The sequence below is a fragment of the Desulfovibrio faecalis genome (genome assembly GCF_053570625.1).
Genome location: NZ_JBRBQR010000001.1, coordinates 3,259,548 through 3,276,499 on the forward strand (window position 1 = coordinate 3,259,548; position 16,952 = coordinate 3,276,499).

General features: G+C 60.1%; 9 protein-coding genes. All 9 read right to left on the reverse strand.

Features of this window, described 5'->3' with window-relative positions:
- Positions 1-141 precede the first annotated feature (141 nt).
- On the reverse strand, positions 142-2,250 hold the full coding sequence (pta, locus tag ACUZ79_RS14335; protein ID WP_449251994.1) for a phosphate acetyltransferase: 2,109 nt from the start codon (positions 2,248-2,250) through the stop codon (positions 142-144).
- Between the two features lie 188 nt (positions 2,251-2,438).
- The gene (nifJ, locus tag ACUZ79_RS14340; RefSeq protein ID WP_449251995.1) at positions 2,439-5,972 is read right to left on the reverse strand and encodes a pyruvate:ferredoxin (flavodoxin) oxidoreductase; all 3,534 of its coding nucleotides are present in this window, start codon (positions 5,970-5,972) and stop codon (positions 2,439-2,441) included.
- Between the two features lie 709 nt (positions 5,973-6,681).
- The gene (locus ACUZ79_RS14345) at positions 6,682-8,391 is read right to left on the reverse strand and encodes an FAD-dependent oxidoreductase (RefSeq protein WP_449251996.1); all 1,710 of its coding nucleotides are present in this window, start codon (positions 8,389-8,391) and stop codon (positions 6,682-6,684) included.
- A 104-nt stretch (positions 8,392-8,495) separates the two neighbouring features.
- On the reverse strand, positions 8,496-10,469 hold the full coding sequence (selB, locus tag ACUZ79_RS14350) for a selenocysteine-specific translation elongation factor (RefSeq protein WP_449251997.1): 1,974 nt from the start codon (positions 10,467-10,469) through the stop codon (positions 8,496-8,498).
- A 135-nt stretch (positions 10,470-10,604) separates the two neighbouring features.
- Positions 10,605-11,609 (reverse strand): chemotaxis protein, encoded by a 1,005-nt coding sequence (locus ACUZ79_RS14355; protein WP_240825397.1) that lies wholly within the window; start codon positions 11,607-11,609, stop codon positions 10,605-10,607.
- A gap of 39 nt (positions 11,610-11,648) precedes the next feature.
- Positions 11,649-12,506, reverse strand: a complete 858-nt coding sequence (gene ispH / locus ACUZ79_RS14360; protein ID WP_449251998.1) for a 4-hydroxy-3-methylbut-2-enyl diphosphate reductase — start codon at positions 12,504-12,506, stop codon at positions 11,649-11,651.
- Positions 12,507-12,640: 134 nt separating this feature from the next.
- Positions 12,641-13,642: a tRNA dihydrouridine synthase gene (locus ACUZ79_RS14365; RefSeq protein ID WP_449251999.1), complete on the reverse strand. Its 1,002-nt coding sequence runs from the start codon at positions 13,640-13,642 to the stop codon at positions 12,641-12,643.
- Complete coding sequence (locus ACUZ79_RS14370) at positions 13,639-15,546, reverse strand: SulP family inorganic anion transporter (RefSeq protein WP_449252000.1); 1,908 nt, start codon at positions 15,544-15,546, stop codon at positions 13,639-13,641. The genes ACUZ79_RS14365 and ACUZ79_RS14370 overlap by 4 nt, the downstream gene beginning before the upstream one ends.
- 2 nt (positions 15,547-15,548) lie before the next feature.
- On the reverse strand, positions 15,549-16,670 hold the full coding sequence (locus ACUZ79_RS14375; RefSeq protein WP_240825402.1) for a hypothetical protein: 1,122 nt from the start codon (positions 16,668-16,670) through the stop codon (positions 15,549-15,551).
- Between the last annotated feature and the right edge of the window lie 282 nt (positions 16,671-16,952).

Sequence of the window (16,952 nt, forward strand, 5' to 3'; positions counted from 1 at the left end):
GTTTATTCTGATCGCGGGCCGGCAGTCTGTGGCGCATGCCTTGCGTCAGTAATTTTTTTGCGGCGGCAGGCTTTGCACGGCGGCTTGCCCTCTCAGGCAAACCGCCGAAAGCTCATGTCAGCCGGGGCTGATTTTCTGTGACTACTTCTGCGCGGCCTTTTCGGCAGCGGCCTGCACCGCAGTGATGGCCACGGTGTTGACGATGTCGGGCACGGTGCAACCGCGCGAGAGATCGTTGACAGGCTTGTTCAGGCCCTGGAGCACGGGGCCGATGGCCACCGCGCCAGCAGCGCGCTGCACGGCCTTGTAGGTATTGTTGCCGGTGTTGAGGTCAGGGAAGATGAACACCGTGGCCTTACCGGCAACCTTGCTGTCGGGCATCTTGGTTTTGGCAACCGAGGGGTCGATGGCCGCGTCGTACTGCAAGGGGCCTTCCAGTGCGAGCTCGGGGGCCATTTCCTGCGCGATTTTGGTGGCTTCCACCACAACGTCCACGTCCGCACCCTTGCCGGAAGTACCGGTGGAGTAGGAAAGCATGGCAACACGCGGCTCAATGCCAAATACCTTGGCCGTGTGGGCCGAGGCAATGGCGATTTCTGCCAGTTGCTGCGCGGAGGGATTGGGGTTCACGGCGCAGTCGCCAAAGGCCAGCACGCGATCCTTGAGGCACATGAGGAAGACCGAGGAAACCACAGTGAATCCGGGCTTGGTCTTCACAAATTCAAAGGCCGGGCGGATGGTGTGGGCAGTGGTGTTGACCGAACCGGAAACCATGCCGTCGGCATCGTCCTTCTTGACCATCATGGTGGCAAAGTAGGTGGCGTCGGTCATGGTGTCGCGCGCCTGTTCAGGGGTGATGCCCTTCTTTTTGCGCAGTTCGTAGTAGGTATTGGCGTAGTCGTCAAACAGCTCGGATTTCACCGGGTCGATGAGGCGGGCCTTGGCAATGTCCAGACCAAAGGCGCTGGCCTTGGAGCGGATTTCTTCCACATCGCCCAGCAGGATGATTTCGGCCACATCGCGGCGCAGAAGGATATCCGTGGCGCGCAGGATGCGCTCCTCGGTGCCTTCGGCCAGCACGATGCGCATCTTGTTGGCCTTGGCGCGCTGGATCAGCTCGAATTCAAACATCATGGGCGTGATGCGGCTGCTGCGCTCGCCGCCGATGCGGTTTTCGATTTCCTTGCCGTTGACGTACTGTTCAAACAGGCCCAGCACGCTGTTGATCTTGCGCAGATCGCCCGGTTCAATGGGGGCGATGATGCTTTGCAGGGCCATAAAGGCCTTGTAGGTGTGGTGCGGCGTCAGCAGGATGGGCAGGGGCGAGCCTGTCCAGCCTTCAATGAATTTGCAGACGTTTTCGGAGGGACGGATGCCCCCGGTCAGCAGCACGCCCGCAATGTCGGGAGTAGAAGACGACAGGCGCGAGGCAATGGCTGCCAGGAGCACGTCGGCGCGGTCGCCAGGGGTGACGATGAGCTGGTCCTTGGCAATGTAGTTGAGCACATTGTCCACATGCATGGCGGCGATAAGGTAGTCGCCCACCAGCGCGTCCAGGCGCTTTTCGCCAAACAGCACTTCCGCGTCCAGGCCCTTTTTCACATCAGCCATGGTGGGCTGACCGATGGTGGGGTCGTTGGGAACGGAGAAAATCAGGGCTGGGCTTTCCTGCGTGCTGAAATGGGCGCGCAGTTCGTCCAGTTCTGTCTGCGTGAGATTGCGGCGGTTCACAATGGTGGCAACCACGTCCAGCGCATAGGGTTCAAGGCTGTCCATGGTGATCTGGAGCGAATCACGAATATCTTCGGCGCTCACATTATAGCCGCTGGTGACCAAGAGAACCGGGCAGCCAAGGTTGGCCGCGATTTCGGCATTGAGTTCAAACTCGAAAACCGGGTCTTTGGCAAGAAAGTCGGTGCCCACGCACACAACGAAATCATAGGTTTCCAGCAGCTTTTTGTACTTCTGGATGATGTTTTCGATGAGCAGGTTGCGCGAACCCTGATTGATGATCTGGCGAGCTTCGCGCTGGGTGTAGGCGAAAGTGTCGGCGTAGTCCATCTTGAGCTTGAAGTATTCAAGCATCAAATGGATGTCGGGGTCGCGGTCGTCCCACAGAGGTTCGTTGATGATGGGACGGAAAAAAGCCACCTTGCGCATGCTGCGGGTGAGCAGCTGCATGGCCCCAAGGGCAATGGCGCTCTTGCCCGTCATGGGCCCGGTGGCGGTGATGTATAGACCGTTGTGCATAGTGCCTCCCCTGCTGTGCCGGCAGGCTGGCGGTATTAACGCGAAAAGGGCGCGAGGGCTTTCCTCGCGCCCAGGCCTTTAACCTTTGATCCCAAGCGTGTGACGTAGCCCGCGCCCGCAGCAGAAGGCTGCCCCCCGGAGAGGAGCCAGATGCTGGCGGGCGCGGGTAGTCATAACGTCAGACCTCTCTACTCGGCGCTGGTGCCGGGGTAGGGCAGATCAGCCAGCTGCTTGAGCATGGCGTAGCGTTCAGTATAGGCTTCGGCCAGTTCGGCGCGCAGCTTCTTGGAGACTTCGGGAGCCATCTTTTCCAGAGAGGCAAAACGGGTTTCGCCGCCCAGGAATTCCTGAATGTCAGCAGAAGGAGCCTTGCTGTCGAGCTGGAAGGGATTTTTCTTTTCCTTGGCCAGTTCGGGGTTGTAGCGGTACAGGGGCCAGTAGCCGGAAAGAACGGCCATCTTGGCTTCTTCCTGGCTCTTGCCCATGCCCTTGCGCAGGCCCTGGTTGATGCAGGGAGCGTAAGCGATGATGAGCGAAGGTCCCTTGTAGGCTTCGGCTTCGCGGAAGGCCTTGAGCACCTGCTGCTTGTCCGCGCCCATGGACACGGAGGCAACGTACACATAGCCGTAGGTCATGGCCATGCGGCCAAGGTCTTTCTTGCCGGTGCGCTTGCCTGCGGCGGCAAACTGGGCCACGGCGCCAAGCGGGGTGGCCTTGGAGGACTGGCCGCCGGTGTTGGAGTACACTTCGGTATCCATCAGCAGCACGTTGATGTCGTCGCCGCTGGCGAGGACGTGGTCAAGGCCGCCGTAACCGATGTCGTAGCCCCAGCCGTCGCCGCCGAAGATCCACACGCTCTTCTTGGTGAAGAGGTCGTCCATGTGCCACAGTTCATGGGCCAGGGGGCTGTCAAAGCCTTCCAGGTTGGCCATGATCATTTCGCCGTACTTGCGGGAGCCTTCGGCATCGTCCTTGTTGTCCAGCCAGCCCTGGAGGGCGGCCTTCAGTTCGGGAGAAGCGGATTCTTCCTTCAGGGCTTCCTGAACCTTCATGGCCAGCAGACCACGGCGCTGTTCGTAGGCAATACCCATGCCGCAGCCGTATTCGGCGGCGTCTTCAAACAGGGAGTTGCCCCAGGCCGGGCCGAAGCCGTCCTTATTGGTGCAGTAAGGCGTGGTGGGCGAAGAAGCGCCCCAGATGGACGAGCAGCCCGTGGCGTTGGCCACGATCATGCGTTCGCCGAACATCTGGGTGAGCACCTTGACGTAAGGCGTTTCGCCGCAACCGGCGCAGGCGCCGGAGAACTCATGCAGGGGCTGCTGGAGCTGCGAACCCTTGACGGTGTCGCGAGCCATGAGCTCGTCCTTGAGCGTGATGTTGGCTTCGGCGAAGGCCAGATTTTCCTTCTGGGTGGGCATCTGGGTGTCAAGGGGCTTCATGACGAGGGCCTTGACCTTGGCGGGGCACACTTCGGCGCAGGAGCCGCAGCCCAGGCAGTCTTCGGTGTACACCTGGATGCGGAACTTCATGCCCTTCAGTTCTTTGCCGATGGCGTCCTTGGTCACAAAGGACGCGGGCGCGCCGGCCAGTTCTTCCTCGGTGGCGAGCACCGGGCGGATGGCGGCGTGGGGGCACACAAAGGAGCACTGGCAGCACTGGATGCAGTTTTCAACCTGCCATTCGGGCACGTCGATGGCGCAGCCGCGCTTTTCGCAAGCGGCGGTGCCGAGGGGCATGAAGCCAGCCGGATCCATGGCGGACACGGGCAGCTTGTCGCCCTGCTGGGCCAGAATGGGACGCACAACGGCGCTGATGTATTCGTCGTCATCGCAGTGGCAGGCAGCGGCGCCTTCGGTGGCAGTGGCCCAGGAAGCGGGGTATTTCACTTCTTCCAGAGCGTCCATGCCCTTGTCCACGGCGGCAATGTTCATGTTGACGATCTTGTCGCCCTTGCTGCCGTAGGTTTTCTTGATGGATTCCTTGAGCAGGCCCACGGCCTTTTCAAAGTCAAGCACGTTGGCAAGCTTGAAGAAGGCGGTCTGCATGATCATGTTGATGCGGCCGCCGAGGCCCACTTCCTGGGCAACCTTGACGGCGTCCACGTTGTAGAACTTCAGCTTCTTGCGGGCGATGACGCGCTTCATGGAGGCGGGCAGGTGCTTTTCCATGTCGGCAAGCGACCAGTTGGAGTTCAGTACGAAGGTGCCGCCTTCCTTGATGCCTTCAAGAATGTCGTACTGGGTCACGTAGGCGGCCTTGTGACAGGCAACGTAGTCGGCCTTGGTGATCAGGTAGGAAGAGGTGATCTGTTCCTTGCCGAAGCGCAGGTGCGACACGGTGAAGCCGCCGGACTTCTTGGAGTCGTAAGCAAAGTAGGCCTGAGCGTAGAGATCGGTGTTGTCGCCGATGATCTTGATGGCCTGCTTGTTGGCGCCCACGGTGCCGTCAGCGCCGAGGCCGAAGAACTTGCACTGCACAGTGCCAGCGGGCACGGTGTCGATTTCTTCTTCCACGTCAAGCGACGTGTAGGTGACGTCGTCGTTGATGCCCACGGTGAAGTGGTTCTTGGGCTGAAGGGCCAACATGTTGTCGTACACGGCCTTGGCCATGCCGGGGGTGAAGTCCTTGGAACCCAGACCGTAGCGGCCGCCCACCAGGGTGGGAGCTTCGCCCTTTTCGAGGAAGGCGGTGCACACGTCCTGATACAGCGGATCGCCAAGAGCGCCGCTTTCCTTGGTGCGGTCAAGCACGGTGATGCAGGTAACGCTGGAAGGCAGGGCGCGCAGCAGATGCTCGGTGGAGAAGGGGCGGAACAGGTGCACCTTCACGAGGCCCACGCGCTGGCCCTGTGCGTTGAGGTACTTCACGGTTTCTTCAATGACTTCACAGGAAGAACCCATGGAAACGATCACGCGGTCGGCTTCGGGGTGGCCCACGTAGTCAAAGAGGCGGTATTTGCGGCCAGTGATGGACTCGACCTTCTTCATGTTCTCAAGCACGATGCCGGGCACGGCGTCGTAGTAGAGATTGGAAGCTTCGCGGTTCTGGAAGTAAATATCGGGGTTCTGGGCGGTGCCGCGAATGTGCGGATGCTCGGGGTTCATGGCGGTGGCGCGGAATTCGGCCACCTTTTCCCAGTTCACCAGGGGGCGGATGTCTTCGTAGTCAATGGTTTCGATCTTCTGCACTTCGTGGGAGGTACGGAAACCGTCAAAGAAGTGGCAGAAGGGCAGGCTGGAATCGATGGCGGAAAGATGCGCAACGAGGGCCAGGTCCATGCATTCCTGCACGGAGGAGGAAGCCAGGAAGCAGAAGCCCGTCTGACGGGCGGCCATCACGTCCTGGTGGTCGCCAAAGATGGACAGGGCATGGGAGGCCAGGGCGCGAGCCGAAACATGGAAAACGCCGGGAAGCAGTTCACCGGCGATTTTGTACATGTTGGGGATCATGAGCAGCAGGCCCTGGGAAGCCGTGTAGGTGGAGGTGAGGGCGCCGGCGGAAAGCATGCCGTGCACAGCGCCAGCGGCGCCGGCTTCGGACTGCATTTCGCGCACATTCACGATCTGGCCGAGCAGGTTTTTTGTGCCCTTGGCCGCCAACTGGTCCATGACTTCGCCCATGACGGACGAGGGGGTGATGGGGTAAATGGCTGCCGTTTCCGACAGAGCGTAGGCAATGTGCGCGGTGGCGTTGTTGCCGTCCATAGTTTTCATATGAGCCATCTGTTCCTCCTTGGCGCCCACGGGCGCGCAATGTTTTTACAAAATCAGCGTGGGTCGGATCGGCCCCTGAGATAAGGCCCCGCACTTGGCAGGGACGGGCAACGGCTAGTGCCGTGAAGTGAACACAAAATTGAGGCTGGGAGTGGAATCGTGGTAGAAAAACCCTACCCAATCCGCCTTTTCGCGTCCACCAAAAAAGCTTGGTATCACTTGTTTTGGAGCCTTGCTGCACACCCTCGTCTGCCCCGACGGAATGCGCGTTTTTGCGCTTACCATAAAATTGTTTGTTTGAACAGTTTAATCGTGGGCGCAACAAAAAAAAATGTGACAGGCGCAACATATGGAAAATAGTGATGAATTGTAAAATCTGGCAAGGTGGTTTGGGGCATGCCCGATGGGAAAACCTATGATGACAACACGTTGGAATGTGCAGAGCAAATGAAAAAATGTTACAAATGTTTCAGGGCAGAAAACCTGCGGCTTGTCCCTGATTCAATGTTACAGATTTTGGGTGATTGCGGTCTGACCCCTAGCTGCGCCTCCAGCGTTAATCCGCCAGCGAAAATCGGCCTGCGGGCAGTGCCGGAACTGGTTTTGACAGAGTCCGCAGGGTGGAGAAGGCCGGTGCCCGCTGGAAGCGGGGGAGAAACCCTTTTGCAAGGTTCCTCCCCCTCAAAGTGTTCAGAAGCGTTTTTTCCTGGCGGGCATGTTACAGCGAGAGGCCCATCTTGATGACCGCCTGCATGCCGCCTGTGGAGTTGACCACGTTGGTCACGCCGTTGCGGGCCAGCACCAGCAGGCTGTCATAGGCGCGCAGACCCGTATTGCAGATAATGGCAACAGGGCGGTCCTTGGGCACTTCGCTGATTCTGGCGGCGATCTCTTCCAGCGGCATGGCGTGCCAGTCGGGATGCTTTTCCTGCACGGCCTTACCTGCCGCCGCAGGGCGGGAATCAATAAAGAACACATGATTTTCGTTGCGTTTCTTCCACAAGTCCATGAACTGGTCGGCGGTCACGGGGGTGAAGCGCCCGGAGAGGGCGTTGTCGGCAACGTTGGCAACCACGTTGACCACGTCCATTGCCGAGGCAAAGGGCGGGGCGTAAGCGATTTCAAGGTTGGAGATGTCTTCCACCGTGGGCTTGGAGTATTGCAGGGCCGCAGCCACCGCATCAATGCGGGCCTTGAGCGAATCCGGGTCGGCGCAGGCGCCCTGAATGCCCAGCACCCGGCTGGTGGCCTTGTCCACAACCAGCTCAAGGCTCATCATGGATTTTTCGGGGTAGAAGTGGGCGTGGTCGAGCTGCTCTACGCTGACGCTCATGGCGTCAAAGCCTTCCTTGCGGGCACGTTCAACCGTTAGGCCCACGCCGCAGAAGGAAAGACCAAAGAGTTTGACGGCCCAGGAACCCACGAAGCCGGGGAATCTGGCATTGCCACCAGCAAGGTTGGTGCCGATGATACGGCCCTGACGGTTGGCCATGCTGCCCAGGGGCAGGTAGCCGACCTTGCCGGTGATAATGTTCTTGATGGCCACGCAGTCGCCGCCCGCATAGATGGAGGGGTCGGTGGTGCGCATGTGCTCGTCCACCACCACCGCGCCAAAGGGGGCCACTTCCAGCCCGGCATCCTTGGCAAGTTGCCCGTTGGGGATAAAGCCCGCAGCAAAGATCACCAGTTGCGCGGGGATTTCGCGCTTGTCCGTGACCACCTTGGTGACGGTGCCGTTTTCGCCTTCAAGGCGCAGCACTTTTTCAGAAGTGAACACGTCAACCTTGTGGGTCAGGCAGTCGTTGGCGGCCATGAGCGAAAGAGGCTGGGAAAGCACGCCGGGCAAAATCTGATCCATCATTTCCACAACGCTGACTTTCACGCCCCACATGTCGGCCAGGGCCACGGCAGCCTCAAGGCCGATGAAGCCGCCGCCCACAATGACCGCCTCGCTCACCTTGCCCTCCTGGCAAGCAGCACGGATGGCACCGGCGGCTTCAAGGCGGGTCAGGGAAAGCACGTTTTTCAGATCCTTGCCGTCAATGGGGGGAACGCGCGGGCTTGCGCCGGTAGCGAGCACCAGCTTGTCATAAGGCAGTTTTTCTTCCTTGCCGGAAACAACGTCCTTGACGAGCAGGGTTTTGGCTGCGCGGTCAATGGCCAGGGCGCGCGTCTGGGTGCGTACGGTGATGCCCTTCATATCGCGGAAAAATTCGGTGTCGCGCACAGTATGATAGGGTGTGGAGCGCAGATCGTCGAGATTCTGTATTTCACCGGACACGTAGTAGGGGATGCCGCAACCGCCGTAGGAAATGAAGACGTTTTCGTCCACAAGCATCACTTCCGCATCGGGCATGAGGCGCTTGCAGCGGCAAGCCGCCTTGGGCCCCAGGGCAACACCACCAACTACCAGAATTTTTTCAGACATATCTGGGCTCCTTAGTGAAGAGTTATGAGCAAATGAGCATTACTGAGATATATGAGCATTCAAGGCAAGAATGCAAGGACAATTCTTGTTTTTAGAAACAGCCCCTAACGCCCGCGAAAACGGCGCTGATCGCCCACGCGCACGGTTATACGTTCATTATCCATATATTCCAGCAGGGCGATCAGATATTTGCGCGAAAGCCCCAGAAGTTCTTTCAGGCCGCCCACATCAAGATTGTCATGGGTCGTGAACCAGCCGCGCACACGTTCAAGAATATCGGCCAGGGCCGGTCCGTGGTAATACAGGCCGTCCTTGATCTTGACCAGTTCGCCAGCCTCGCAGAGCAGGCGCAGCACCGGCGCGGCCTCCTTGGGGGAAACGCCAAGCTCCTCAAGCACGTCCTTGGCGTTGGGCGGGGTCAGCCCTGCGCTGGCATGCGCGTCCAGCAGCTTCTGGCGCAGGCCTGCCTGATCGGCGGCCAGGCTTACCGTATGCGATTGCAGACGCAGCCCCTCGCCCTCGATGACCAGATCGCCCTGCTTGAGGGCCTGATCCAGCACTTTTTGCACCAGCTTGGGGGGCAGGTTGCGGCTCCAGCCCGTGCAAAGGGCTCCACGGGTGAATCCGGGTTTGAGCGGCTCGCGGCGGTGCAGGTCAGCACCGCGCTCAAGGCTGGCGGCCAGCAGCTTTTCAAAGGGAATTCTGCCGATCCAGCAGCGGTTTTCCTTGTCCCAGCAGATGGCATCACCACGGGTGGAAAGCAGTTGCAGCGCTGCCTCCACAGCGGATCGGGCAAGGCCCGTCAGGGCGCGCAGGCGCGCTTCGTCAGCACCTTCAATGCCGCGCAGGGTCAGTGCTCCGCGTACAAGCGCGGCCCTGGCCTCATCGCGAGCTCTGGCTTCAGCCTTGCCCCCGCCAATGGTTTCTGCCGCATCCCGCAGTTCAGGCAGCTCCTGCAACAGCCGCATTTTATCGGCCAGTTCAGGGTCTTTGGCCCGCAGTTCGGGCGGCAGCGGGCTGACCAGCAGGCCGCCAGCAACCGTGCGCAGGGGGGAGTAGGCCCGCAACACACAGTGGTCGCCAAATACGCCCACCATGGGTTCCTTGAAACGCAGTTCCGCCAGAGCAGTTTCGCCGGGGGCCAGCTTGTCCCTGTCGCGAAAGACCACCCGCGCTGCACATTCGCGCGTACCGTGGTGGAAGTGGATTTCCACCCTTTGGCGCATGGCCCTTGGGGCGGAAGAAAGGCAGGTGAGCCGGACCAGCCAGCGGTTGGAGGGGAATAGTTCACCGGGGCGGGCCAGCACAAAGCCGCGCTCGATTTCTTCCACATCCAGCCCCTGCACATTGACGGCGCAGCGCTGGCCCGGCTGCACCGACTCGGCGGCCTTGCCATGACGTTGCAGCCCCCGCGCGCGGGTGGGCAGATCGGGCGGCATGAAGCGCAGTTCATCGCCAAGGTTGCACGCGCCGGAAATGACAGTGCCTGTCACAACGGTGCCATGCCCCTTCATGCTGAATACGCGATCCACCGGCAGGCGAAAAATATCACTGCGCCGTTGGGCGGGCAGCTCGGCAGCCATGCGCGCAAGGTGGTCGCGCAGCGTGTCCACGCCCTCGCCAGTGGTTGCAGAGACGGGGAAGATCGGCGCACTCTCAAGAAAAGTGCCTTGCAGGAATCCGTGTACTTCTTCCTGCACCATTTCGAGCCAGTCGGCGTCCACCATGTCTGTCTTGGTGAGGGCCACAAGGCCGGTGCGTATGCCCAGCAGGGAGCAGATTTCAAGATGTTCCCGCGTCTGGGGCATGATGCCTTCGTCTGCGGCAATGACCAGCATGACAAAGTCCACGCCTGCCGCGCCAGCCACCATGTTTTTGACAAAGCGTTCGTGCCCCGGCACATCCACGATGCCCAGCCGCTCGCCACCGGGAAGATCAACCCAGGCAAAGCCAAGTTCAATGGTGATTCCCCGGCGTTTTTCTTCTTGCAGGCGGTCGCAGTCAATGCCTGTAAGCGCCCGTACCAGCGATGTTTTGCCGTGATCTATATGCCCTGCCGTGCCTAGCACTACTGCCATAAAAGCTCCTTGGTGGTCTTGGGCCGAGTTTACACTCTGGCAAGCGCCTTTGCAAACAGCGACCGCCTGGAAATGTAAAGGGGACCCCTTGTGTAAAGGAGTCCCCTTGAAAATGGCAAAAACGGATTGAGGCGTTTAGGCTTCGCCCTGTTCCCTGGCCTTGATGAGGGTCATGGCCCTGTGGGCCAGCTGGGTCACTTCCGGTTTGGAAATCTGGTCGTCCGCACCCACGCTTACGCCCTTGTGGCGCAGCTTTTCAGTAATGAGTGAGGAAAAGAGCAGGACCGGCAGTTTTTTGAGCACGGAGTCTTCCTTGATGCGCAAGGTGAGATTGAGGCCGTCCATGACCGGCATTTCGATGTCTGAAACCACCACATGCACAAAGTCTGTGATGGGGCGGTTGCCTTCTTCGGCGCTCTTTTTGAAATCCAGCAGACGATCCCAGGCCGCGCGTCCGTTGGAAACAACTTCAACGGTAAAGCCCGCCTTTTCCAGCAGGTCGCGCTGCATTTCGCGGATAAGGGCGGAGTCGTCGGCCACAAGGGCGCGGTAGCCTTCATTCGTCCAGTCTTCACCCAGATCGTCAAGGCGCAGACCCAGCTTGGGATTGAGGTTGGCGACCACCTTTTCAAGGTCGAGCAGAAAGATGATGCGGTCTTCAAGTTTGACCACGCCGATGACCGTATTGTTGGATACGGCGGCAACGTACTTGTTCGGCGGTTCAACCTGCTCCCAGCTGATGCGGTGGATGCGGTTGACGCCGGAAACCATGAAGGCCGTGGTGACGTTGTTGAACTCCGTCACAATGGTTTTGGGCTGTTCTTCTTCCGCAGGATGGGTTTTGCCCAGCCACATGGCCAGATCCACCAGCGGAATAATGCGCGAACGCAGGTTGAAAGCACCGAGCACGCTCGGGTGCTGCACTTCGGGCAGCGCCGTCACCTTGGGCATGCGGATAATTTCAAGTACCTTGGCCACGTTGACGCCATAGTAGCCGCGATAGGGCTTGGCGGGAACGGGTTCGCCATTTTCGTCCAACTGCGGCGCATCGGCAGAAGGAGGGGTGAATTCTTCAAGATAGAATTCCACCACTTCCAGCTCGTTGGTGCCGGCTTCCAGCAGAATATTGGTCTGGGCCATGCTGCCTCCAGAAAAGTACCGCTTCAGGAGCAAACGGGATTAAAGCGACTGCAGCCACAAATGAGCCGCGTCAATTAGACTTTTCGGCGTAGATGCGCCAGCCGTTAGACCTGCACGATTTTTTTGCGAAAATTTTTCTGCGGCCAGTTCTTCGACACGCTCCACAAGGTAGGTGTCGATGCCGTTCAAAGCGGCCACATCAGCCAGTCTGCGGGTGTTTCCGCTCTGCCTTCCGCCTATGATTACCATGACATCCACACAGGAGGCAATGTTGCGTGCCTCCTCCTGCCGCTCGCGGGTGGCGTCGCAAATGGTGGAAAGCACCACAAGGTCAGCAATGCGCGTGCGCAGATCTTCCACAATTACCTGAAATATCTGACGATCCTGAGTTGTCTGCGAGGCCAGTACATAGGCCTTGTTCTCGGCGAGGTGCAGGGATTCAAGCTCTGCCGCCGTGCCGAACACATGGGCCGGGCCGCAGGCGTAAGAAACCAGCCCGCGCACCTCTGGGTGATCCGCCTCGCCAAAGAGCAGCAGGGTTGCACCATCAGCGGTGGCCCGCCCGATGGAAAGCTGGGCTTTTTTTACCTTGGGGCAGGTGGCGTCCACAATGTCGGCCCCGCTTTGTTTGACCTGCTCCTCAACCTGCCGGGTGATGCCGTGGGCGCGGATAACCGCCACATCGCCGGGGTGCAGTTGCGCGGCTTCCTTGACGCAGACCACGCCGCGCGACTCATACTCCGCCAGAACCTGCGGATTGTGGATGATGGGGCCAAGGGTACAGATGCGGGTCGTCTCGGGGGTGCCCCCCTTGCGCTCCAGCGCAGTGTTAAGTTTTTGCAGGGCCAGGCTTACGCCCATGCAAAAGCCCGCTGTCTTGGCGCGGTAAACATCCATTACGGCTCTCCTTCAAGGGGGGGCGTGCCGGCACTGCCCCTCGTCTGATTTCACCCGCCAACAAAAATTTATCTGTATGTAATACTGTATTGCAGAAGCGCAGCAAACATAACCGTATGCGCCTTGGTTCCTTGCTAGCCGGGGCTTCCCAGAAAAATATCCAGTAACCGGTCAAGTTCTTCCCAATCATTACAGCGGCACAGCTCCTGACGCAAGGCCCGAGCGCCGGGCAGGGTACGCACGTAGCGCGGCACCACAGAGCGCATTTTCCACAGTGCGGCCTTGCCGGGGCAGTGGGCGCGGGCAAGCTCCAGATGCCGGGAAATCATGGCCCGCAAGCGGGGGGCATCGGCCTGAACCGGGGTGTTTCCGGCCAGCAGGGCTGCGTGGTCGGCAAAGATGGCGGGATTGTGCATGGCCCCACGGGCGTACATGACACCGCTGGCCCCGGTGCTTTTAAGGCAGTTCACGCCGTCTTCCGCGCTAAAGAGATCACCGCTGGCAAGCAGGGGGATTGTCAGGCGCTGGGCCAGCATGGCAATGGCTTCCCATTGCGCGGTGCCGCCAAAACCCTGACGGGCTGTGCGGGGGTGGAGGGTCAACCAGCCAGCGCCCGCATCCTCAAGACGCAAGGCCAGATCGGGCAGCACCGGGCGGGTGTCGTCCAGCCCCAGGCGCAGTTTGAAGCCCACGCGTCCACGGCCTGCGGCCTCGATCATGGCGCGGGCCACGGCAAGCACGTTCTCCGTGTCGCCCAGCATGGCCGCGCCCGCACTCTGGCGCAAAACCTTGGAAACAGAACATCCCATGTTCAGGTCAAACCAGCCAAAGCCGGACTGACGCAACAGCTCCACCGCTCGCCCCAGAAAGGATGCCTCCGCGCCGAAAAGCTGCACCACCAGCGGCTGATCTTCGGGCAGGGTCATGAGCAGCTCGTTGGTGCCGGGGCTTTCATAAACAAGCCCCTTGGCGCTGACCATTTCGGTAACACACACGGCTGCTCCGTATTCGCGGCAGAGCAGGCGAAAGGGCAGATCGCTGTACCCGGCCAGCGGGGCCAGCCAGGGGTGCTCGGGGCCAAAGGCCAAGGAATCCGGGTTTGCGGGGCAGGTGGGCAGTTGAAAAACCTTGGTCACGGGCGCTCCTTGATCTCGCGCGGCGGTTCGGTGGAATTTTCCGCAGGGGCGGTTTGTTCGGCAGGCAACACGTTGCCTTGGGGATCCAGCGCCACGCGGGCAGACTGCGCCATATACTCCGGACCAGGGCTGGCGGAAGCAGGCGGGGCTGCCTGCACGGTTTGCTCTGGCTGCGCCTCGGTTGCATCTGCGTCTACGGTCGCGCACTGGGCATCGCTGCAGGCAAAGCGGTTCAGCATGGCTGCCGCCAGCCGCAGGCCTTCGCCCGTGGTGTCGGCCACAAAGCCGTTGCTGAGATAATCCAGAAGGCCTGTGCGCCGCAAGATGGTACGCACAGAGGGGCTGCCCACCACCAGAATGACCGGCAGGCTGCGGGCATAACAGCGTTCAATAAATTGCGAAAGCGCATGCGCCCCTGACGCATCAATCCAGAACACGCGCGAAAGATGCAACACCACAAGTCGGGTTGGCTCGCTGTCCTCGGCATACAGCAGGCGTTCAAGCTCGTGGATGGCCCCGAAAAACAGGGTTCCTTCAATCATGTACACGGTGACGCCCTGCGGCAGTTCGGCGGGGCCTTCGCGCAGCAACGGGTCGCCCTTGTGGAGCCTGTTCACACGCGGGTGGGCGGTCTTGTAAATAAACAGCGTGAGGGAAAGCATCACGCCGATGAAGATGGCTTTTTCAAGATCAAACAGCAGTGTGGACAAAAAGGTGATGAGCAGCACGGCCCTGTCCACGCTGGTCGCCACAACGCAGAGGCGGATGGCGTCAATGTCTATCATCTTGAAGGAAATGAGCAGCAGTATGCCGCTCAGGGCGGGCAGCGGCAGCCAGCTTATGAGCGGGGCCAGCAAAAACAGCAGCGGCAGGGCGAGAATGCCCGAAAACACCGTGCCCATGCGCGTTCTGCCGCCGGATGTGACCACAAGGGCGCTACGGGTAAAGGAACCGCAGCCGGGGATGCCCGAGGTAAGGCCAGCGGCGATATTGCCGAGGCCCTGACCGATAAGTTCCTGGCTGCCGTCAAACGCATCGCCCTTGATGTTTGCCAGTTGTTTGCCAATGGCCAGTGATTCCACGGTACCCAGCAGGGCAATGGCCAGCGCAGGCATGAACAGGTCGCGCACCGCGTCCAGATCAAAGGAGGGCGGCAGGGAAAAGGGAGGCACAACGCTTGGGATGGCCCCAACCAGCGGAACGCCCCTTTCGTCCACGCTGAACACGGCGGCAAAGAGCGTAATCACGCCGAGCGCGGCCAGTGATGCGGGAAAGCGCGGCGACAGGCGCTTGAATGCCACGGTCAGAACAATGGTGCCAACGGCAATGCCGAGGCTCCAGTAATTGATAAAGGGCAGGCCGTGCAGCGCGCCGAACATCTGGTTGAAAAAGCCCGAGGGCTTGGGGCCGGTGAGGCCCATAGCCATGAAGAGTTGCCCTGCGGCAATGAGCAGCGCTGCGCCGGTGGAAAAGGCCACCATGACCGAGTGAGAGATGAAATTGACCAGATCGCCCAGCCGCGCCAGCCCCATGCCCAGCTGGATAAGACCGCACAGGAGCGCCATGCCGAAAATATAGGCCATGCGCGATTCTTCGGGCATGGTACTGATCAGTTCTCCGCCCACGCTGATGGTTGCTAGGGTGGAAAAAATAATCATGGAGATGGCGTTGGTGGGGCCAGCGGCCATAAATCGGGATGATCCCCACAGGGCGGCCAGCACCACGGGCAGCATGCAGGCGTAGATGCCGTACTGCGGGTGAACCCCGGCAATAATGGCGTAGGCCATGGCCTGAGGCACAGCCATAGGCGTCACGGTAAGGGCCGCCGTCATGTCCGCCTTGAAATCCTGGGCGGAATAGTTCCTGATGGTCTCAAGAAAGGGAAAAAGCCGGGCGGCTCGCATGACTAATCCTCGCGGGTTACATCGTCCTCAAGGCGCAGCACATCGTGCCCAAGGGCGTAGTGCATCAGGCGTGGCCGGTCTGCGGATTTTTTAAGCGAATTGATAATGCGCGTCATGCGGCGCGTACCTTCAAGCACGCCGCCAAGATGCCCGGCCAGCTCGGTGAGGTCGTTGCGGGCGAGCGCGCGTTCCAGCTCCATGCCCAGCATGCGCCCGCGCGAATTTTCAGGAAACTCGGCCAGCAGCTCGCGCGCAAGGCGCAGACTGCGCGCCTGATTGGCGTCCAGATCTTCCACCAGTTCGCCGCAATATTCCGCCTGATTGCGCATGACGTTCAGGGCGTTGTTGCCATAGTGGGCCATGGCTCCGGCGGCTTTTTCCAGCGTGTCGCGGGCAACGGCCACGCGGCGGCCCACGGTGAGCGAAACAATGCTGGCACATTTTGAAAGAAAACGTTCGTCAAAGCTTTCAAAGCCATACTCACGTTTGGTATACAACATTACCAGGCCGAAGGGAGGCTTGTTGCTGCGCTCACGCAGCACAAAGGCCAGGCGCGAACGGTAGCCTTCCTTGTAGATGATGCAGTCAAAGGATTCGCCGCCCATGGCCAGGGCCTGAAGGTTGTTTGACACCACATAGCGGGCGTGACCTTCAAGAATGGCGCGCATCACGGGGTGTTCGCGCAGGCCTTCCTCCAGCATTGGGGCCACGATGGGAATGCTGCCGCCGTCCACCTGATTGGCCGAGCGCGCCACCCATTCGCCATTGGCATTGCGCAGGCGGCACACGTACATATCGGCGTACAGGGCGTGGACAAGAATTTCAGCGCTTTGCCGCAGCACTTCCCCGGGAGGGGCCATGCGGTCGGCAATGGCAAGCAGATCGTTGGAAACGCGCAGCAGCATTTCGGTATCGTTCTGCATGGCAGATATGGAGGTGAGCAACATGAGCAGGCAGCGCCAGCTGCGCATGGGCACCCCGCGCAGGCAGGGGTGATAGCCGGTGTTGAGAGAGCGCTTGGCGGCGGGCAGCAGGGCAATGGCTGCGGCGCGCATTTCGGGCGGCGCATATTTGAGGAGTCGCTTGATTTCTTCGCGAATGTATTCTGGCGAATGCTGGGACACGGTTTGCTCCATTTCCCCGGGGTGCCTGGTTGGCTGGCAGTGTGGGGAACCGGCGCGGCTATGCGCGTATTAAGACGTTGTTGCCCGGGCTGAACCGCCTGATTCCCAGAGAAATGACCACGTTGGGCGCTCTTTTGAGGCCCGTGCGATGGCGCTCGCGCGCATGGCGTGCAAGCCTTTTTTCACAGAAATAAGTATAGGTGGGAAAAAAGGTCTGGTCAACGGTAGCTCATAAAAGGGGCCGTCTGTTCTGAATTAAAGTACACATTTTGTAAAGTGGTT